The organism is Candidatus Tisiphia endosymbiont of Piscicola geometra, from assembly GCF_964026415.1.
GTDB lineage: Bacteria > Pseudomonadota > Alphaproteobacteria > Rickettsiales > Rickettsiaceae > Tisiphia.
Genome location: NZ_OZ032144.1, coordinates 857,275 through 879,420, shown reverse-complemented (window position 1 = coordinate 879,420; position 22,146 = coordinate 857,275). Strand labels below are relative to the sequence as shown.

At 31.5% G+C, this 22,146-nt stretch carries 9 protein-coding genes; 2 read left to right on the top strand and 7 right to left on the bottom strand.

What is annotated here, in order from left to right; all coding sequences use genetic code 11:
* Window positions 1–30: 30 nt before the first annotated feature.
* From AAGD26_RS04065 to AAGD26_RS04035, 7 genes are all read right to left on the bottom strand, one after another.
* The gene (locus AAGD26_RS04065; protein WP_341751193.1) at window positions 31–2,268 is read right to left on the bottom strand and encodes a tetratricopeptide repeat protein; all 2,238 of its coding nucleotides are present in this window, start codon (window positions 2,266–2,268) and stop codon (window positions 31–33) included.
* A gap of 221 nt (window positions 2,269–2,489) precedes the next feature.
* A complete protein-coding gene (locus AAGD26_RS04060) occupies window positions 2,490–4,613 on the bottom strand; it encodes a tetratricopeptide repeat protein (protein WP_341751192.1) in 2,124 nt (707 codons plus the stop codon).
* Window positions 4,610–5,950: a hypothetical protein gene (locus AAGD26_RS04055; protein ID WP_341751191.1), complete on the bottom strand. Its 1,341-nt coding sequence runs from the start codon at window positions 5,948–5,950 to the stop codon at window positions 4,610–4,612. The genes AAGD26_RS04060 and AAGD26_RS04055 overlap by 4 nt, the downstream gene beginning before the upstream one ends.
* Before the next feature lie 236 nt (window positions 5,951–6,186).
* Window positions 6,187–6,573: a helix-turn-helix domain-containing protein gene (locus AAGD26_RS04050; RefSeq protein ID WP_341752314.1), complete on the bottom strand. Its 387-nt coding sequence runs from the start codon at window positions 6,571–6,573 to the stop codon at window positions 6,187–6,189.
* Between the two features lie 181 nt (window positions 6,574–6,754).
* Complete coding sequence (locus tag AAGD26_RS04045; protein ID WP_341751190.1) at window positions 6,755–7,453, bottom strand: hypothetical protein; 699 nt, start codon at window positions 7,451–7,453, stop codon at window positions 6,755–6,757.
* A 250-nt stretch (window positions 7,454–7,703) separates the two neighbouring features.
* The gene (locus tag AAGD26_RS04040) at window positions 7,704–15,287 is read right to left on the bottom strand and encodes a MobA/MobL family protein (RefSeq protein WP_341751189.1); all 7,584 of its coding nucleotides are present in this window, start codon (window positions 15,285–15,287) and stop codon (window positions 7,704–7,706) included.
* A 608-nt stretch (window positions 15,288–15,895) separates the two neighbouring features.
* Window positions 15,896–16,612 (bottom strand): hypothetical protein, encoded by a 717-nt coding sequence (locus AAGD26_RS04035; RefSeq protein WP_341751188.1) that lies wholly within the window; start codon window positions 16,610–16,612, stop codon window positions 15,896–15,898.
* A gap of 1,010 nt (window positions 16,613–17,622) precedes the next feature.
* On the opposite strand from AAGD26_RS04035, the gene AAGD26_RS04030 reads away from it, so the two are divergent.
* Together AAGD26_RS04030 and AAGD26_RS04025 are read left to right on the top strand one after the other, a co-directional pair.
* The gene (locus AAGD26_RS04030; protein WP_341751187.1) at window positions 17,623–17,748 is read left to right on the top strand and encodes a hypothetical protein; all 126 of its coding nucleotides are present in this window, start codon (window positions 17,623–17,625) and stop codon (window positions 17,746–17,748) included.
* A 151-nt stretch (window positions 17,749–17,899) separates the two neighbouring features.
* Complete coding sequence (locus AAGD26_RS04025) at window positions 17,900–22,129, top strand: tetratricopeptide repeat protein (RefSeq protein ID WP_341751186.1); 4,230 nt, start codon at window positions 17,900–17,902, stop codon at window positions 22,127–22,129.
* Window positions 22,130–22,146: the final 17 nt, after the last annotated feature.

Here is a 22,146-nt window from a genome sequence, read left to right as displayed (position 1 = left end):
CCCCAAAAATGAATATTTTATCAAATTTTATTAGTTTTTACACTTACTCAAAAGTTCTATACTTCTAAAGTGGTTTTCACCAAATTTTTCTATGAGTTGGGTGCTAAATTTTATATACCAAAATTTATTTGGTAAATTGCAAGTTGCTTTTGCTGCAGCCCAATACAGGTAGCTTACTTCATCGATATTTTTCATATTATCCCGATAATTGTTATAATATAATACTTCTGCTGAAGCATAGGACTCAGCTGCCTTTTCATTCTGACCAAGAGCCGCTAACGCATCTCCTTCAACAACAAAAGCTTTCGCCAAACGTAGGTCTTGTAATTCCGTAAGATTAACATTTTTTTTAGTTGGATCATTAATGAATATATTTTTAGCTTTTTGAGCATATTCTAAAGCTTTCCTAATATTTCCTAATCCCAATTCTGCTCTTGACATCTCAGTAAAGATTTGACCAAATACTTCATGATCCTTTTTCTTTACTAGCTTGTGCATATCATATAATTGTTCTGCTTGAACGTATGCTTCTTTATACTTGCCTAGGATGCTTAATACTTCTGATTTAATTAAATAAGCATGTGTTAGCAATAAATCATTACTATCCATTCCATTTTGGATACAGGTGACTAAAAGTTTACCAATTTGTTCCAACGTTTCAGTATATTTTCCTTGAATAAACAATAATTTTGATTTTAAAAAATAAATTATAAATATATTGACTTCTTGAACCTCTTGTGTAAATGATTCCTCTATTTTTTCTATGATTTCTTCAGCAATTTTTGTATTGACCAAAGATGCTTGAGATCCAGCTATATGTGCGTTGAGATTTAATCTTTGTGCGTCAAGATTAAATTTAATAGGCGAGTCTATTTTAAGATTATCTAGAATTTCTAATGCTCTAGTAGCATAAGAAATAGTTACTTCAAAATTTCCTAATGATATTCTATTATAAATTCCTATTAACCCTAAATATCGACCATAACAATATTTTTGGTATGCGGACATTAGCCAAAACTTAAATTCACCTCTCTTATCTTTTTGTTCAAACCAATCCATCATTTGTTGAGCCTTATAGCCGTTTTGAGTATTAACATATATAGTGAACAATTCGGCTCTTAAATCAAGTATCGAATATACGTTAATATTATATTTTTCAGAATTTTTCAAAAGAACTTCTAGATTTTCGGGTATCGTTTTCGAAATCCTCCATAAATGTCCGGTCTTTAAATCTTTATATTTAGGTATTTTTTGAATTATATCTTCTAAAAAATCTCTATTATTCTTATTGCCATTTATCTCCATTATCTTATTAGCAATAACATCATGCATTTCAAAAACAGGATTGGTTTCATTTGGATCGGTATTAGAAATTAAAGCAAATTTAGACAGTTGATAAATATCATCATCAATAGTATTCTTGTCATCAGTAATAATTTTTAGAAGTTCTTTCGAAAAACCTTGGGTGTTAATTAAGGCTATCTTATTCAGTAATCTTTTAGCATTTGGCTTTAATTCCTTAATTGCTAAATTAATGTTTAATTTAATTTTATCAGTAGAATCTCGTATCCTCTTTTTATATTCTTCTTGATTTAAACCCGGTACTTGGTTCAATAACTGTGTGCCTTGTACTATCAATATAGGATAACCACTAAATTCTTGAACTAAAAACTCTGCTAGTTTAGGATCATCTTTTTCTAAAATATTATTAGCAAGAGTAGTAGCATCATTTTTTTCAAATGCCGTCATTTTGACTGTATTAGGTAATAGTTCACTATCTTGGGAAGCAAAAATAACATGACCATTATGTTCCCAATTAACAAATTCTTGCACCTTATGATTTTCTTTGATCTTTAAATTATCAAATACTAACAACCATTTATTCTTACTAGATAAGTAAGATAACACTTCTTTTTTTGCTGTTCTTACATCTTCTGATATTAAATTAGTCTTAGCTTTTTCATTAATTGATTTTGCTAGTTTTAGAAACCCTTCATTAATATCTAAACTGCAATCAATGAACCAAATAAGCTCATAATTATTTTTATTCTCATAGGCGTACATTCTCGCAAGCTGAGTCTTGCCCATACCACTAATGCCAACGAGACTTGTTTGTCTATATTTGATCGAATTATTCTTAACTAAAGTTAATTGTTTAACATGATCTACAAAATAGCTTACTGGTATAACAAGATTGGATATTTCCACTTGAGCAACTGATGTATAAGGCATTATTAATACCATTATTATTAATATATATTTCTTCATTTTTTCTTTCTAATAATATTATTCATATATTTAGCAAAATATAATATTTATCCTTGTGTTTACTTCGAATTATTTATTATTGTAGTACAAATAACTTCTACATCAAATTGTTATTAGTTTTTACACTTACTCAAAATATCTATACTTCTAAAGTGGTTTTCACCAAATTTTTCTATGAGTTGGGTGCTAAATTTTATATACCAAAATTTATTTGGTAAATTTCAAGTTGCTTTTGCTGCAGCCCAATACAGGTAGCTTACTTCATCGACATTTTTCATATTGTCCCGATAATTATTATAATATAATACTTCTGCTGAAGCATAGGATTCAGCTGCTTTCTCATTTTGACCAAGAGCCGCTAACGCATCTCCTTCAACAACAAAAGCTTTCGCCAAACGTAGGTCTTGTAATTCCGTAAGATTAGCATTTTTTTTAGTTGGATCATTAATGAATATATTTTTAGCTTTTTGAGCATATTCTAAAGCTTTCCTAATATTTCCTAATCCCAGTTCTGCTCTTGACATCTCAGTAAAGATTCGACCAAATACTTCATGGTCTTCCTTTTTAGATGGCTTATGCATATCATATAACTTGTCAACTTGAGCATAGGCCTCTTTATATTGTCCAAGGATGTTTAACACCTCAGCTTTAAATAAATAAAGATGTGTAAGCAATAGATCATCTTGGTTTAATCCATTTTTTATACATGCCTCCATAGTTTTATTAGCTTGTTCTAATGACTCAAGATATTTTCCCTGTATAAAAAATAATCTAGCTTTAACAAAATACAGCATTGGTATATCTATTTTGTCAACAGAACCTTCATTAAACATCCGATCGATAATTTGAGTATTTTTCTCTACCTCTTGAATATCCCCTAATACAATATTAGACATTGCTAAATTGAAAAATACATTAAATTTTAAAGTGTCATATCCTTGTACGTTATCTAATACTTTTTTTGCTCTTACTAAATATTCAATCGCTGTCTTATTATCGGAACTTCTATAATATCCATATTGTCCATACTGTCCTATTATATGTAAATACGCTGCGTATACCCGCTTTTCATTATTGTTCATTAACCATAACTTGAATTTTCCATCCTGATCATTTTTATTAAACCAATTAATTAGTTCTGTTGCCTTATAGAAATCAAAAGAATTAATATATTTTATTATTAATTGTAAATTTAACTCCATAAGTTTATAAACATAAATATTGTATTTTTGTTCATTTTTTTTGATTATTTCAAGATTTTCAGACACTGTTTTTGCATTCCTAAAAATATGGGCTTTTACCACGCTACTTGGTATAGAGTTCATTAATTTAGTAACAATGTCTTCTAAAAAAGCTTTATTATTCTTATTTCCATTTATCTCCATTATCTTATTAGCAATAACATCATGCATTTCAAAAACAGGATTGGTTTCATTTGGATCGGTATTAGAAATTAAAGCAAATTTAGACAGTTGATAAATATCATCATCAATAGTATTCTTGTCATCAGTAATAATTCTTAGTAGATCCTTAGAAAAACCTTGGTTATTGATTAGTGCTATTTTATTTAGTAATTTTTTAGCATTTGGCTTTAATTCCTTAATTGCTAGAGTAATGTTTAATTTAATTTTATCAGCAGAATCTCGTATCCTCTTTTTATATTCTTCTTGGTTTAAACCCGGTACTTGGTTCAATAATTGTACCCCTTGTACTATAAGGATAGGGTAACCAACAAATTCTTGTGCTAGAAATTCTGCTGATTTTGGATTATTATTTTCTAAAATATTATTGGCAAGAGTAATAGCATCTTGCTTATCAAATGCTGTCATCTTAATTATACTGTGTAATCCCTCGCTATCTTGGGAAGCAAAAATAACATGACCATTATGTTCCCAATTAACAAATTCTTGTACCTTATGATTTTCTTTTATCTTTAAATTATCAAATATTAACAACCATTTATCCTTACTGGATAAATAAGCCATTAGTTCTTTTTTTACTAAGGTTATATCTTCTGATATTAGATTAGATTTAAAAGTGCTATTAATAGTTTTTGCTAGCTTCAACAATTCTTCATTAATATCTAAGTTACAGTCAATAAACCAAATAATATCATAATTCTGTTTGTTCTCATAAGAATACATTCTCGCAAGCTGAGTCTTCCCCATTCCACTAACACCTACTACACTGGCTTGTTCATATTTAGTTAAATTATTCTTGAGTAGAGTTAGTTGTTTGATGTGATTAATAAAATAAGTGACCGGTACAACAGAATTGGATACTTGGTCTTGAGCAAGTGAAATACTGGACATAACTAATATTATTATTAATATATATTTCTTCATTTTTTCTTTCTGATACTATTCGCATATTTAGTAAAATCTAACACTTGTTTTTGTACTGATTCATCTATTATTATAGGATAAGTAATTTCAACTATATTAGATTCGTCATCAGAAGATATACTGTACTTAAACTTATGCTCCTTTAGAGATTTGAATATTTTACGACAACTAAGTAGAAATACATCCATATATTCTAACACTATAGTTTCAGACAAATCCACCATTCTTTTTTCGTTTAAAGGAAAACTGTCATATTTAATAATAACTTTTTTGTTAGTAAAACTTATTTCCATTATTTTAGGAATTTCACTCTGCCTATCCATAAATTCCATTAAATTAAAAATAAGGCTAAAAATTAACTGATAAAAAACTTCGGTCGTACAATTAATATTAATTGTGTCTATATTAGTTTGTACCTTTAAGGCTATTGTAATGAAATAAGGAGAAAAATATTCTTCTAAATACTTAGTTAAATTTACTATATCTATTTTTTCAGGAGATGTATCGTATAAGCACATTGGAAATAAATAGTTACTTGGGGATATATTCTGAATTATTTTCTTATCACTTATACCCATTTCTTGCTTGATATACATCTCGGTTGCTTTTTTTATAAAGAGCTTCTTTAGTTTTTGATTAATTTTTTTGTTGCTCAACAATGTACTATTAATCTTTTTTTCTTCGTATAAATCATGCTCTAATATATAAAGTCTCTCTACCCTTCTTTTTTTTATTCTGAGGTAAACATACAAAAATAATGAGCAAATTAAAAAAGTCAAAACTACAGTTATAAAAGTATATTGGTACACTTTATTGTTGTTTAAAAGATAAAATTTAGAATTTTTGTTAATTCCTACTTTTATGGTCAAAACTGTGTTTAAATCAATTTGATAATCTTTTTTTACATTTAAATTTTTTTTATAGTCTAGACCAAATGCAACACTATAATCATTGATTATGATTGCATAACCTATGTAATGGGGAAATATTTTATTTAAATTATCCCTTAGTTCTTGTAAATCAAATATAAACTGCTCTGCTGAATTTTTAATAGAAATTGTATATGGTGTGGTTTTTATTGTATTTTCGCTTATAACATTATTTGTTCTTGAAAAATTTTTAAATAAAAAAAAGGTTTTATTATAGCTAGATTTGTTGAAGACTGTTGTCAAATCATGAGATAATAAACTACCAACACTATCTAAATAACCAGCAAGCATTAATTTTTCCTTTTCTTTTTGTAGATGTAAAAGGTAAATATAAAAACCAATATTAAAAAATAAAAAAACAATAATAGCAATAATGAACGATTTGAATTGCTGTATTAATTGTTGCATGATATTAGTTTGAACCAAACTTGTACTCAATATATCTATTGCTCTTCAAACTCAAACCTCATATAGATGGCAATAACATGTATTCATAATCTAGGCATATTTCCGTCTATATGCATTTAAAAATCATATCCGACTTAATTTTAACAAGATATACTAGTTGTTGTAAATCTTGTGTCTATTTATCGCTTTCTCTTATTCCATATCTTGTTTTTCAAGCACTATTATTAATTATAAGTTTATGATGTCTCAACTTCTTTAGTAATCAAAGATCGTATCAATGCATTAACAGCTTGCTGCTGCTCTGAACTACGAATTTTCATAAAATTCTTTGAAACCTCTATGTGCATATGCTGATTTTCAACAAATACTGGCTGTACAGTATCAGCATCTTCTAAGTCTTTATAAAAATACTCTATATTTTTATCTAGTGCTTTAGCAATAAGAACTAATCTACCTATTGATATTCTATTAATGCCTCTTTCGTATTTTTGTAACTGCTGTCCTGTTACTTCTAGTATATACGCCAGTTGTTGTCGTGACATCCCTTTAGCAAGTCTTAGAGAATAAATATTTTCTCCAATAAGTTGATCGATCTTACGTAAATAGTCATTTCTTCTTGCTATCATTTTTTTTACATTGATTATATCATATCTTAAAAGCCTTCATTATACTCTTCAAGTTTTCTAGATTATGCTACGATAAGTTACTTAACGTGTCAATAATTTAATTTATTATTATAAAAAGTAACCTTATTTTTTTCTTTGATATATAACTAATTTGTGGTTTGTCACAATTCTTCCAAATTTACAATCGTAATTGTGGTAAGGCTAAAAATAGCAACCCATCTTTAGTAAGTTGTTTAAAACCAAGTTTTCTATAATACTTATTTAGTGTTTCTCTTGCTTTTTTTTTATCTTGTTCAAGATCACCAAGTCTCATTTCTTCTTCCCATTTATTTTGGAGTGACTTATGCCAAAACTGTAATGGCATAGCATCTACTATTACTAAATCATTTCTTCTACTTATCGTATACAGACTGTTAGATATCAATGACTCACCGAATCTTCTACCTCTATATTCTGCTAATACTTCAACACGGTTAATTAAAATAATATTAGGCGTAATTTCTGGTAAATCTAGATCAAGTATGTTCTGCCATTTTTTAAAATATTTAGGCTTTATGTAAGAGGCATCTTCAAATAAACACATTAACCTTGCTACATTATCATCTATCATGTCAAGTATGTCTAAAGGTAATAGAGCATCTACCTTGTCTTCGTCATAATCCCGGTAACAATCGTAAAGAGAAAAACGGTAACCATGTAATTTACCAATTACTTTTTCCTCGCCCTCACTATCCTCATCCTCATATATTAAGTATAATAATTTACATTCAAATTCTTCAACATATTCTTTAAACTCACTAAAGCCTATGGGTGGAAAGCGGATAGTACATTCAAAGCTAGCATCTTCATCACAAATATTAATTCGTTGTGTATCCATAGTTTTCTACCTTCATACATTATTAATTTCTTAAGTCTTCCTATGTAACAATTGTGAAATTATTTAATCAATTTATTACTAAATATTCAAGAATAAAATGTAGTGCCGGATTTGATATCCACCAAAAGTTATATAGTGGTAACAATACTTGAAGAATTAGAAAGTGGAGAGAGCGGTAATGGCGTAAGGAATTCCTACTTATCCTGACGACTTAAAACAGCTTGCCAATACCATACCATTTACATCTTCATTAGATTATTTTTTCCCGTGTTAGCTCTGATTGTTTTTGCTGATCTAAGTGTTGTTTTTGTCTATATATCTCTGTTAGTATTTTTGCTATTTCTGTATTCTTCAAATACGGAGCAATTAGCTTATCATTCATCCTATATTCTAAATAAGATTTTGCATCATAAGTATTATTGTTAATTTTTATCATCCCATGTTCTTTAAGCTCTTGTATTTCAGTACTCAATTCTTTTAGTACATGTGCTTGACGTTCTTTATATAATTGCTTTGTTAGCACAGCTACTTGCTTTGTATCTTTTATTCCTTCCACTAGCATTATTTCAAAATCAGCCCCTCTTATATAAGACCTTATTTCCTGATTATTCATTAAGTTATTTAAATAACTTTGCACGGTTTTAAATTGTTGTTTATTTTCTTTAATTAATATCCCTTGTTCTTTTATTATTTTTATATCTTGTTCAATTTGCTTCTTACAATGTTGTTGACTAAATTTAAACATTAATGGTGCTACTCTATCTTTTAGTTCTGAAATATCTCGCTTTAATTCCTTAATTAATAATTCTTCTTCCCATATATTATGCTTTGCTATATATAAACTATCCCTTTTAATATTCTCTAATAGATCAGGCTGGCAGTCATACACTCTCCTTTTATCATTGATGTTCTCTTCTTCCATTTCTTCTGATATACGATAAGTTAAACTTTGATAATCCTTACCCATCTTTAAACTTAAGTCCCTCTCTTGCTCGAGGCTATTCAGTAATCCATTAACTTGTTGTGATTCTTGTCGCTCCTGCTCTATTCTATTAAATTGTGGAATTATCCAATCTCTAAAACTATCGACCCGTATTTTATCTACCGCCTTTACCATATCGTTATATTTTAATGGCTTTATTTGATGCTTTATATCCTCTACATTGAACTTATCATTAAATTTTTGTATTTCATCTATCCTATCCTTATATACTTCAAGTACTATTTTTAACTCTCTATTTTTATTATCATTAATGCTAACAGTTTCTTTAAATGCTTGTTCTAAGCCTTTTTCCTCCCCTATCTTAATAATGTCACTTAAACTATCTGCACTATATGTTTTTAGTTCTTCTAACTCTGAAGTCCATTTATTTACTAATTCATTATTTATCAATCTAGGGTTTTGTCCTTTATATTTCTCTACTATCTCTTCTATTCTTCTCTCATAACTATTATTCTTAGCCAGTTTTGTTTGAACTTTTTGCTGTAGTTTCTGTATGTAAGTTAGATCTTTTACTACTAAACTTTGCCACCATTTACTACTACAAAGACCATCATATATTTTACTAGATATTCTTACTTTATCATCATAGTCTAGTTTATTACTTGTTTGATTTCTCGCTTGTCTTATTTGATAAGTTTTAATTTGCTGATATACTGTCTGCTCTATGGCTCTTTGGTGAGCTTTAATTATTTTACCCTTTATCCCACTTAATTGTTCTTGATGTAGCAAGCTTACATCCCTGAGCATAATATGATATAGTTCTACCCTATCAGTACCATAAGATTCTAAACTTGTAATGTAAGATTGATAATGATCATCATCACCAAAACTACGACCACTACTGTCATAACTTAAAGCTCTTTGTTTTTGCTCGTACTCATGTTGCAGTTCTGCTATTAATTTTGGTAATTCTAGACACTCTTTATCTTTGATGTTGCTATTCGTGGCTATAGCAACTAGTGTATCTCGGTATAGGCTATCTTGTACTCCTAAAAATTCATGTTTACTCCCATCTTTTTTGGTAGTTTCAGCATATTTCATGTAATAGTTAGCTTCTGATGAGGTAAGCTTCTCTTGCCAGCTGACTTCTTTTGCAGCTTCTTGTCTTATGTATTCTATGGCAAGGATAATACCGCTACTTCTAGCTTGCCACAATATTCTTTCTCCTATCGCTAGTTCTTTCTGTGGTAGTAATTGTTGTAGTCTTGCAGTCATAGACTGACTATAAGATAAGGAACTATTTTGCTGCTGACAATTTATGATAGCTTCCCTGATATTATCTATATTGCAACCTACTGGTAATTGGTCAGCCAAGTCCCATTTCTCTAGTAAGATGTCGGTATGGATAGTACCATTAAACTCTAGTTGACTTGGGTCAATGATAGTTACATTGCCAATATGACCATTAGCCTTATTAATCATGTGGCATATTGTTCTAGCCGCTTTGATGCCGGCTTGATCATGATCAGGCCAAATAACTACTCTTCTACCTCGCAATTGCTGCCAATTTGCTTTATCTGCCGAATTACTACCACCCAACCAAGATACTACAATATATTCGGGCAGTAATTCTTGGGCTTTATCACAGGTCTTCTCACCTTCCACTATTAATATAGTAGTATTTAATTTACTCTTTTGCTCATCTGTTATTTTCTCTATATGATAGATCGGTTTATAACCATTATCACTAAAACCCTTTAACCGCCAAGCTTCTTTATTTAATGATTCATTTTGGCAATAGCTCACTGGTAGTACTTGCTTCGTTCCATCTTGGTTACTTATCAGTCTAACCGTTAAACCTATTAGCTGGCTCTTATCATTTCTGTAATAATAGATGCCTGCAATAGTATTACTTTTCAGCATACCAGCCAAGTGAATATTAGGATCGAATTTAGGTGCAGATTCAGAGACGTAAGGCTGTGCATACCATTCATTGATTAAGTGTGTCACTATCTTTTCATGTCCATCACTTTCTTGTAGTTGCTTATTGCTGCTGTAGTTATCATTATGATAATTATTTGCTCTAGCCCTAATACCAGATATCAAGGCTACTTGCTCTAATGCTTCTAATTTGCTGCAGTTAAGAGCCTTCTGAACAAAAGAAAATATATTGCCTCCCTCTCCAGTACTATGACGAATCCATAATCCTTTCCTTAAATTCATACTCAAACTGCCAAGGCTAATCTCAGCACCACTCCTTTTAAAATTTTTGCCATCACTATTAATCCTTCTAGCATAGCTTTCAAAAATATTACGATAATTATATTCACTCAAACTTTGGATAACTTCATTAAAGTCTAATCTCTCATTCCTAGCTGCATTAATGCTATCATATTTGTTAGTTTCTAGTCTAACTTTACCTTCTCTTGCTTCCTCTATTTTGTTGCTAGTTATTTCTTTCTGATCTTCACCTTGAATATCAGCTGAGATGGATATGGCTAATTTAGCTAGTTCTGCATCATTAATATAGTTATAATATTCATAAATAAGCCCTTGTAGATCATCTTCTTTTGCTAGTGCCGCCAAATTTTCTATAGTTAGTTTTCCCTCTTTTTGTAAAAGGTAAAGCTGATCCAAAAAGCTCTGTTCATATTTATTAGGCAAACTATCAGTTAACGACATTATTTCTGCTGATAAGCTCTCAAGTAACTTCGGATAGTTTCCTGCTGTTAGTTTATTTTGTAGTTCTTGTACTTTAATTGCACCTTGCTCATAATTTCTGAACCTTTTAGCTATGACCTCAAAATTGTTAATAGCATCTTTCCGACGCTGGCTAATACCCAAAATGTTACCAAAGCCAATACCTCTAAAATTACCCAGTAATTTAGGATTTTTCTTTACTTTAGAAATGGTATCTGCTAATTGCTCATACCGGCATTCTACTAACAAATCTTGCCATTTCTGCAGTATTTTTGATACAGGAGTTTTATATATACGACTTAAGAATTCAGGGAATAATTTTTCCCGATAAGTAATTATTTCTGCTAGTTCTTTTTTTATCTCTTGATGCTCTATACTAGTCTTTTCTAATAGTTCAGTTCTCTCTTTTAGTAACAGCTTGGTTTCAGTAATAAATTCATTGAGATTAGCCAAATTAGTGGTAAAGATATTTATCAAGTTTGTATTATTTAAGGAGTCGGTACTATCATTTTGGGTGGAATGCAAACCATGATAAATCTCCATCATTTGTCCCCAATGATTATTTGTAATTAATGTTGCTCCTTGATTGATGTTGTTCAAGAAGTATTTATAAGTTGAATAGCCGGCATGTTTTTGGATTGTCTGATAATTTAAATTAAGCTGGATAAGTCTATCACCCATCCTTACTTGATCCTTAACATCGCTACCTCCTGCGTCTTTAATACTGACACTACCATGATAATTATCACAAATAATTTTAGCATGTTTTTGCAACTTCGCCTTTGCTTCTTGTAGTTCCTTATAGATAGTTTCTAGTTCCTCCCTATCATACTCTGACAGATATTGCCAAATAAGCTGATTACGCTTCTCTTTTGATAATGTTGCCCATAATATTTTTTTACTATTGGTGTCTTTACTATCAATCTTTTCATCAACCTCTCTATTAAATATTAAATCATACGGGTCTATAATAATTTCTCTAACATTCTGTATCTCGACATTAGCACTTTGCTTAAATAGCATACATAGTCCAACTAGTTTAATAGGCATTTCTCGACGCTCTCGCCATTCTTGCATCTTACCACGTAAATCAAATACTTCTCGTCTAGAGTCTAAATAATTCTTAATTACTTGTTGATTAGGGGTTAAATTATCAAGCTTACGGTAATCAATTGCTAAATTATTATCTACTCTTCTACTGATCCCTAACATTAAACCAATATACCAAGTAGGTATTTCTTCCCTAACTAACTTTGAATCTTTTCCACCTGATACCTTATAGGTATATGATTCTATACTAAACCGTTCCCGTCCTTTTGCCGCATCTTCTTCCACTCTTCTATAAACTATATCTTCTAATACATCTCTAGCTCCATACAGTTTTACCTCATATCTAAACCTACTCATCAACACGTTAAATGCTTCATAACCCATAATAGCTTCATGGTATATTTTCATATAGTCCACTGTCTCACCTTCTAGCTTATATCCAGTAACTGCATAACCATATTGAAATTGAACAGGATATAGTGGGTCAGATGTATCAATCTTGACTATCTTCTTACTGCCATCTGCTTTATGTACTAGCAATTGCACGCAGCCATGACCAAAATTATCAGGCCTATTAAAATCTATAACTGTTGCTACCTCGCCATTTAGTACTCCATTAAACCCCTTATATTCTGCCTTGTTACTGGTAAAAACTATTTGCTCACCTCGCAGCAATTCTATCATCTCATGACCAGATTTAAAATTACCACTCAGTCCCTTTAAAATACCAGCATGTTTTAACTTCTCTCTAACTTGTATGTTAAAATAATTCACAGCCACATTAGTATAAGCACCTATTACTATCGACCTAATCGACACTAAATCATCTCTAGCTAAATTCTTGGCTTGCTCTAAATACTCATTAATATAATCTGTTACTAACGCTTCTTTAGTTACTTGTACATTGTCATAAATATTCAATACTCCAAGCCCTTGATAAATCTCTAATGCTTTTTCTATCTTATAAAGACCCATTAGCTTGGTAGCTTCCCTTTGTAGTCTCATAGTCCAGTCGTCTTGGTGTTTATGACGCATCACTTCAGTTAATGTACTTACCTTTGCAACAGTACAAATCTTCTTAAAAGCCCCAGCCATACCAACTGCAGCAAACTGATTATTATCACCCACTATTATCGCTTTTGACCCTGACTTTAATACTGTACTTAGTAAATAGTCCATATTTGCCAACTCGACCATATTAGCTTCATCTATGATTAATATGGTCTTATCATCTAACTCTCCACTAATATTTTTATACAAACTCAAACTAGTCTCTATTCTGCCTTGATGTTGATATTCTATTTCCTTATAATAATCAGAACGCAGCATTAACTCAAACGTTTGTTCCTTAGCTTCTTGCCATTCTTTACGCAGTAGTGCTGTATTCTTTGATTCAATACCCGTACTACTTGCTAGAACTTGTGCAGCGGTACTACTTGGGGCTGTTCCTATTACCCTGTAACCCGCCTTGTTATATTGACATACTATCTCCCGCATGACAAAAGTCTTACCAGTTCCAGGATATCCTTCTAATACGCTGATATCTTTACCATTGACAATTTCTCTTACTGCCTTACGTTGCTCATTTGTTAAAGGCTTGCATTGTTTATCAATTAACTCTATCTTTAGCCCTGTTTTGTTGTTTACTATTTCCTGCACAGCAATACCAACTTGTCGAATAGTGGCAATTAATTTCTTCCCTATAGAAATCTTATCTATTGCTCTATCATCAATAGACAGATTATGTTTCTCACTATGCTGTAACTCCTCTACTATCCCAATAAATCTTTGCTCTAACTCTACCCTTTTGGTTAATGCGTATAAGGTACGACCTTTTAAATCACTAGGATTTATTAAACTAATCTTATCAGACGCCAGCAATTTACTATAGAGCAACATAAATTCAGTAGAATATTCTTGATTCAATAGTTCTATATCTGATAATACTGGACTATTATTATCAGTAACACTATTATCACTGCTATTGTCAACGCTACTAATAGTAGCAATATTAATAGTATCTTCCGTACTAGGTACGCCGCTATCTTGCTTACTACTAGGCTCTGTTACAATAGTTGTATCTATAGCAATATCTTCCTGAATATTCTCTTGTACTAATTGCTTGCTTAGCTCTCTTAAATTTTGTTGAAATTTTTGCTTATCAATACTACCATTTGCACTATTTCCCATTTGTTTTTCTGCTTGACCTAGCTCCAAATCTATAGCTAACGTATCGGCTAATGCTATAGCAATTTCTTCCTTAGTAAAAACTGGCTTGTTAATTGATAATTTCTGAAAAACTAATTCTATATCTTCTCTAATCTTGGTAGCATTTTCTTTTAGTATTTGTTCATTTATTAACCTTAATTTTGAGTCTTGTATATAATGTGCTGTTCCTTCATGGATAGTCGGTATTAAATCAATTCCTCTTGCTTTATGCGATAAATGTGATACCTTAGCTAAATGACCATATTTTTCTAAATATTGGTTGATGAAATAGGCTACATTTTCTCGATAATAATATAAAAAATTTCTTCTTCCCCAATCACGTCCTTTTTCACCAAAAATTACTTCACCATTTTCTAAACGTAGTAGTTTTCTAGTAGTCATCTGAATGTGGACATGAGGATTATTTGGATTGTCATAATGAATGTTTATATCTGCTATCATGCCATGGCTAACTAGGCACTCAGAAGCAAAGTGTTCGGTCAGTTCAGTATTCTGTTGTTGAGTTAATTCTTTTGGTAAGGCTATGGTTAGCTTTCTAGCGGTTTCAGCATTTTTTCTTGTTTCGCTACTTTCTGCTCTATTCCATAATTCTTGTCTATCATACACCCAACTAGGAGAACCCTCTGGGGCTAGAATTACGCTATGAACAAGTCCTTTCTTGCTGCTAAAATTATAGGTAACAGTACGTTTTTCTCCTGTTTTACGGTCAGTTGTAAAAAACTGCAATTTACTTCTTGAAATATAGCTACTTGCTGCAACTGCATTTTGTCCTTTGCTTCTTCGTACTTCTGATTTATTACAGTGACATATTGCCATTGCTATTACCGCTATAAGCTGTAAGTTTTGGGTAATAGCAATGACAAGAACCGAATCTTTGAGCGCAGGCAAACTAGGTTTACCTAGTTTGCCCAAGTGCGGGTAGAGGGATTTCAAAAGCAAATGCTAAAACCTAACTTGTAACTACATAGTTTATTTTATTGGCAAGCTTTATATAGGCAGCAGAATGCTCCTTAAGTGGGTTATTTAGGTAAGGTAGGTGGGTGAAGAAAAGAGAGGTAAAAAAAGAAAATGGTTTATCTAAAAAATAGCTATAGGTGGAAAATATTAATTGATTGTAAAATAAACGAACTATATAAATTTAAGGAAAAGTAGCTATAATTTTATTGAACTGGTAGTAAGTTAAAAATATTACAAATTACTTTATTAAAAGTAATTTGTAATAATAACTGCAAGCGTGAAAATGGGTTAGGAAATTTAATAAAAATACTTCTTTATTTAAAAAGGCAAAAATTACAGATATATTGGAAATATTTAATGTTTTTGTAATAATATAAACTGCTTGACAAGTTAGATTGAACTTGTACAAGACTCCTTTTGAGTTGGTTATTTTAGATTTTTTATCTGAAATTTGCTAAGGTAAGTAAGATCGGTAATAAAACCAATAAATTTAGATTTCAGTTAGTCTTCAGGAAAATAACAATACAAGACTAACTGAAAAAGTAGTGGAATCTATATCTAGTTTATATTTGTTCTATGTAGTTATTATAAGTCTCAGTTAATAACTCTAATAGTTTATGATAATTAGAATTCATATCATATTTTTCGTGGTCATAAAAACTTAACATTATTTTGCTGACAATCTTTTTATTCTTTAAACTTTTTACAAGCTCCTCTGCCTCATTATGATACAACAAAGTGCCATTAAGCGTTATTTCGGTTAGAGTACTATTAAGTTCTAAAGCTTTACAAAGTTTAAAACTCCCACTAGGACCAATATGATTATTATCGAGATGTATTCGCTTGAGAGTCCTATTATTTGCTAAAAATTTGGCTAGTATGTCTGCTCCTAGATCGTTAATATAATTATCTGCAAGGTTCATTTCGTCCAAAGTATTATTACTCTTTAACACTGGGACAAGGTGACTTACTCCTTCACAGCTAATATTGTTGTTGCTTAAATCTATTGTGGTTACTATATTGTTGTTTTGCAAAAACTTCGCAACTATCTTTGCTCCTTCATCGTCAATGTTACTATTACGAAGATTTATGTGAGTTAGCGTTTTATTATTTTCTAAAGCATTTTCCAAAGCTATGTTAAGTAGATTGATATGTGCAAGGTTTATTTTGTCTAAATTATTAATCAGTTTTAACACAGCTTGTTCTAGTTCAAAAGAAATATCACTTGTTAATTTATCTTGTTTATTATTTTGTTGTTGATTTTCAATATCACTCGACATAGAATTAACTCCTGTTTTTTGACTATAAACAATAGACACTGAGGTTAGATTTAAAAATTTTGCGATTCTTTGCTTCTAACCTCGGTGCTTGAACACCACACCACGTGGGTCACTACTAATATACTACCCTAATCACTAGTAGAGTCCAGAGAAGTTTTAGCACCTAGAGTATTTTTTTTGAAATTCGATAGAACAGCGGTAAAACGGAGACAGTGGGTAAATTTATTGTTATAGTTAGGGGCTAATTATTTTAGATTTTTTATCTGAACTTTGTTAAGTAAGTAGAATTGGCAATGACGTTAATAATACCAAGAAATCAAATTTTCAGTTAGTCTTTAAGAAAATAACAATATCAAGACTAACTGAAAAAGTAGAGAAATCTATATCTAGTTTATATTTATTCTATGTAGTTATCTCTTAAAGCCTCGATTAATAACTCTGATAGTTTAGGATAATTAGAATTAATATCATATTTTTCGTGGTCATAAAAACTTAACATTATTTTGCTGACAATCTTTTTATTCTTTAAACTTTTTACAAGCTCCTCTGCCTAATTATGATACAAAAAAGTGTAACCAAGCGTTATTTCGGTTAGAGCCCTAATTAAATTCTAAAGCCTTGCAAAGTTGAAAAGCCCTATTAGGACCAATATAATTATTATTGAATGCCAATTAAGAGCTCAATCTGAGTTTTAACAAAAAGAAAGCAACCGATAATTTCCCAAATACATGAATCATCAAACCATTTTTTACTTACATCTAGACCTATTATTTTACTCATGATATAATCTATTTCGTATTATTGTGCAAGGCTGCTGCTTCCAGCACCTTCTGCAATTTGTTCAAAGCAAACTTAACGATAAGAGGGTACTTATTCTATGCTCGATTCTCTCAATCTAGATCTAAAGATATAAGTTATTAAGCTCTATATTAGCACATAAAATAGCTAGGGATGAAATAAATAAGATACTAGGTAGAAACATCAAATATGAAAGTGACGTTGAATTTAATATGAGTGCAAATGCTGTCACAGTACCAATAAGCTCAACAAGTTTATTGGTTAATTTAGCAGAGAATACAGAAGATATAGAAGTACTACCGAAATTAATGGGAGCAGCTCATTCTAATATTGAGTGATAAATATAGAGATAAAGAAGCTATGGGCATTTGAGCTTATTTTACTAAAGTTCTAGAGAATTATTTGCATACAGGTTAAATATGGACTCTCAAAGTTCAAATGCCCCTATTGATGAGCCTATTATATTTTTAACTAAATAGCAGGTGTAAAATGTCAAAAAATTCTAGAATAAACTCTGAATATCTTTACAGTGAAGGAGATATTGATAGCTACGTTAATAATGTCATCAGATACGGTCTTGGGGGATTCAAAAATGAGCATAAATTTCTTCTTAACAACAAATTCGGGACAGAAAACAATCCTTGTTACGTTCTATATTCGGGAGCTGTAGATAGTGCTGGCAAGCTTCCATTAGATTTTTTCTTTGATAAATCAAAACAACCTGCTCCTGATCCTAAGAAGAGAGATGATCGGAAGGATGTCTTTGATGAATTAATGCCAGTAATGTTATCAGAAGAAAATTGTAAAGCCAAAATATTATTTCCTTATAACATAACTAACATTCACTGGCTTACTGGAGAGATCGTTATCGATAAGAAAGGCGATAATGTCTCAGTAGTAATATACACCCACGACCCTTACGGTGGGGGACAGTTATTAGAGAATAATTTTAGCATACTCAATGCCGCTTTACACAAAATCATAGGAGAAAGTGGTTTGCAGGTAACATCAGTAACCAGCCTGTTAAGTCCTTTCACCAATGCAAGACAATCCTATGGTGATAGTACATCTTGCGGCGTGATTGTTGCTGATGAGCTAGTGAGAAGGATAACCGATAGCAACCTTAACATATCATCACCTTATCCACTAGGTGCAGAGCAGTTACGTTTGTCACAGCTTACTTTTCTACAAGAAAAATTGGGAGAAGAAAATCTAGATTATCAGCTCTTTAAACAGCAAGTTACACTTGGGGGAGCTCATTTAGAGGAGTATTTATCTATAGAGTCTGTAGAATATGTTTCAGCACTAACAATAGAAGAAATAAGAGAAAAAGTAGAACAAGTAGTTAGTTCAGAAGAAAGCAACACTATCAAAATTGTTAAACTAAAGCAAGTAGAGAAAGAACAATATAAGTCTTTGATCCAGCAATTAGCTTATAAAAAGAGTCAAGAAGAACTAAAAGATTTAGTAATAGTCCTGAAAGATTTAGGCTATTTAACCACCAAACTAGGAGAGTTAAGTGGTGAGCTGAAATATTACACTGAGGCGGCAGTATTCTACCAATATGTTATTACTATACTAGATGAAAAGCTAAGTGCTGAGAGTAAAAATGAATTTACCAAACAAGAGCTGGTAGACCCATATCAACAATTAAGTCACCTACAGCAGGCGATATTCTCAGCAATTGGCGGAAACCAAGAGAAAATGCCGATAGTGCAGGAGGAAGCGAAAACTAATAAAGATATGTTATTAATATTGCGAAATAGAGCTGATTTCTATATGGCGTTAAAAGAAAATTATCGCAAACAGGCAAAGACTGATAATCAACAAGAAAAACAAAAATATCAGGAGTTATATGTAAATGCCGCAAGAAAATGCTTTGAATACACAGCTGATGGAATGAAAAAATTTTTGGCTAAGTTATATAGTGATAGTGAACAAGAAATGGCTATAGCACCACCTTGTAAATATGCAGTCATAGGACTTGGTTCGATGGCATTGCAGCAAATGACGCCATATTCAGATTTAGAATTTGCTATTCTTACCGATAATGAGGATTACCAACAAAGTGATGATCCTAAGGTTAGGGAGTATTTCAAAAACCTAAGCCACTTGGTAAATTTTAAGGTAATCAATTTAGGAGAAAGCATAATTCCCATCAGTAAATATGGTTTGGATATGAGCCACTTAGTACATAAGGCAGTAAACTTGGATTTAGGAGGGAAAACCCCACTTGGCAGAATAGATCAGGATAAAAAATATGATTTAGTACAAACAGTAGATGGGATGATGGGTTATGTGCGTAATGAGCAACATTGGGCAAGCCATATAGATAAAAACCTGCCGCATATATTAGAAAAAGTTTGCTATGTGTATGGTGATGAACAAATAGTACAAAATTATCAAAATAACATAATGGAGTTTTTAAACAAAAATGTAGATGACTCAGAAGATAAATTAAATTGTCAGATAAGAGCCTTGGAGTTACTAGAGGAAGGTACGGTAGAAATTGACTATCTTTCACAAACATCTAGTTTCAAATCTAAAGAAAGTGTGTTTAAAGGTGATTTAGATAAATTCCGACCTAACTTAGATGATGCAGAAGGCAGATTGTTTGACGTTAAACAGGAAATCTATAGATTGCCTGATCGGATGGTGTACAATCTTGGTTTATATTATGGTATAGTAGGGGACAGTAGCTGGGATACGGTAGATAAATTAGCAAGTAAAGGAGTGATCGGTGTAGAAGCAGCAAGCAATCTAAAGAACGCGATAACTTTTGCTAGTACTTTAAGACTAAAGACCTATCTGCACCATCAAGCTCAAATAGAAGATATGTCAATATTTGCTAAACCTGCTGAAAATGAATCGGCAATTAAAGAGCAAGCAAAACAAATATTCCATTTACCTGAAGCAGATTTAGAAGAACAAGGCGGGTTGTTTCAATATTTTTATACTGCTCTGCCATTGCATAGAAGGTTAGAAAAATTTTGTGATCAATATGAAGAATTAGATGAAACAAGCAAGCAACAATTCTTTCAGCAAAATAATTTTTATGAAAATAATTTAGGCAATCAAGGGCTTATTCATTACAGATTACTGCAATATAAAGAAGCTCAAAGCAATTTAGAAGAGGCATTAAAGACAGCGTTTAATCAAAATAATTTACAAAAGCATTTACGTTTAATGCATATGTTAGGAAATGCTTATTATGTTATGGGGCAATATGATCAGGCGATTGAGAAGTATCAGGAAAGTCTAGAAATGAGGAAACTCATCTATAAAGATGAACCCCACCCAGCTATTGCGGATTCTTTAAATAATTTAGGAGAAGCTTATAGAAATAAAGGGCAATATGATCAGGCGATTGAGAAGTCTCAGGAAAGTCTAGAAATGATGAAACTCATCTATAAAGATGAACCCCACCCAGCTATTGCGGGTTCTTTAAATAACCTGGGAAGTGCTTATCAAGCTAAGGGGCAATATGATCAGGCGATTGAGAAGTATCAGGAAAGCCTAAAGATAAAGAAACTCATCTATAAAGATGAACCCCACCCAGATATTGCGGCTTCTTTAAATAACCTAGGAGTTGCTTATAAAGCTAAGGGGCAATATGATCAGGCGATTGAGAAGTATCAGGAAAGCCTAAAGATAAATAAACTCCTCTATAAAGATGAACCCCACCCAGCTATTGCGGGTTCTTTACATAACCTAGGAATTGCTTATGCGGATAAGGGGCAATATGATCAGGCGATTGAGAAGTATCAGGAAAGCCTAAAGATAAATAAACTCATCTATAAAGATGAACCCCACCCAGATATTGCGGCTTCTTTACATAACCTAGGAAGTGCTTATGACTCTAAGGGGCAATATGATCAGGCGATTGAGAAGTATCAGGAAAGCCTAAAGATAAATAAACTCATCTATAAAGATGAACCCCACCCAGATATTGCGGCTTCTTTAAATAATTTAGGAGAAGCTTATAGAAATAAAGGGCAATATGATCAGGCGATTGAGAAGTTTCAGGAAAGCCTAAAGATAAAGAAACTCATCTATAAAGATGAACCCCACCCAGATATTGCGGCTTCTTTAAATAATTTAGGAAATGCTTATCAAGCTAAGGGGCAATATGATCAGGCGATTGAGAAGTATCAGGAAAGCCTAAAGATAAAGAAACTCATCTATAAAGATGAACCCCACCCAGATATTGCGGCTTCTTTAAATAATTTAGGAGAAGCTTATAGAAATAAAGGGCAATATGATCAGGCGATTGAGAAGTTTCAGGAAAGCCTAAAAGATGAACCCCACCCTGGGAATACTTCGATGCATATGGCACATTACACAGGTAACAAAGAAGATATTAAGTTATTATTGCAGTATGGAGCTGAGATTAATGCCAAAAATGATGAAGGCAAGACACCTGTACACTGTTTATTAGATAGAAAAAATATTACCTCAGAAACTAAGCTGGAAATAATAAAAGAATTTCGTCAACTATATGATATGACAATTAAGGATAAAGCTAACAAAACAGTGATAGATTATGCTACAGAACATTGTCCTGAACTATTGTCATTACTTTCTAATAGTGTTGAGGTAACTGTTGATTCATCCGCAACTAACCCCAGTACTAGCACTAATGATAATATTGACATAGATGTGAACTTGCTTGCTGATATTGATTTATCTAAAACAAATCAGGATTTACCTAGTCCTTGAATAATTATTGAAAATCC

Excerpts from the sequence above, each read along its gene's own strand:
- AAGD26_RS04030 (WP_341751187.1), top strand. The coding sequence starts at position 17,623 with ATGAGTGCAAATGCTGTCACAGTACCAATAAGCTCAACAAGTTTATTG.
- AAGD26_RS04065 (WP_341751193.1), bottom strand. The coding sequence starts at position 2,268 with ATGAAGAAATATATATTAATAATAATGGTATTAATAATGCCTTATACA.
- AAGD26_RS04045 (WP_341751190.1), bottom strand. The coding sequence starts at position 7,453 with ATGGATACACAACGAATTAATATTTGTGATGAAGATGCTAGCTTTGAA.
- AAGD26_RS04035 (WP_341751188.1), bottom strand. The coding sequence starts at position 16,612 with ATGTCGAGTGATATTGAAAATCAACAACAAAATAATAAACAAGATAAA.
- AAGD26_RS04060 (WP_341751192.1), bottom strand. The coding sequence starts at position 4,613 with ATGAAGAAATATATATTAATAATAATATTAGTTATGTCCAGTATTTCA.
- AAGD26_RS04055 (WP_341751191.1), bottom strand. The coding sequence starts at position 5,950 with ATGCAACAATTAATACAGCAATTCAAATCGTTCATTATTGCTATTATT.
- AAGD26_RS04025 (WP_341751186.1), top strand. The coding sequence starts at position 17,900 with ATGTCAAAAAATTCTAGAATAAACTCTGAATATCTTTACAGTGAAGGA.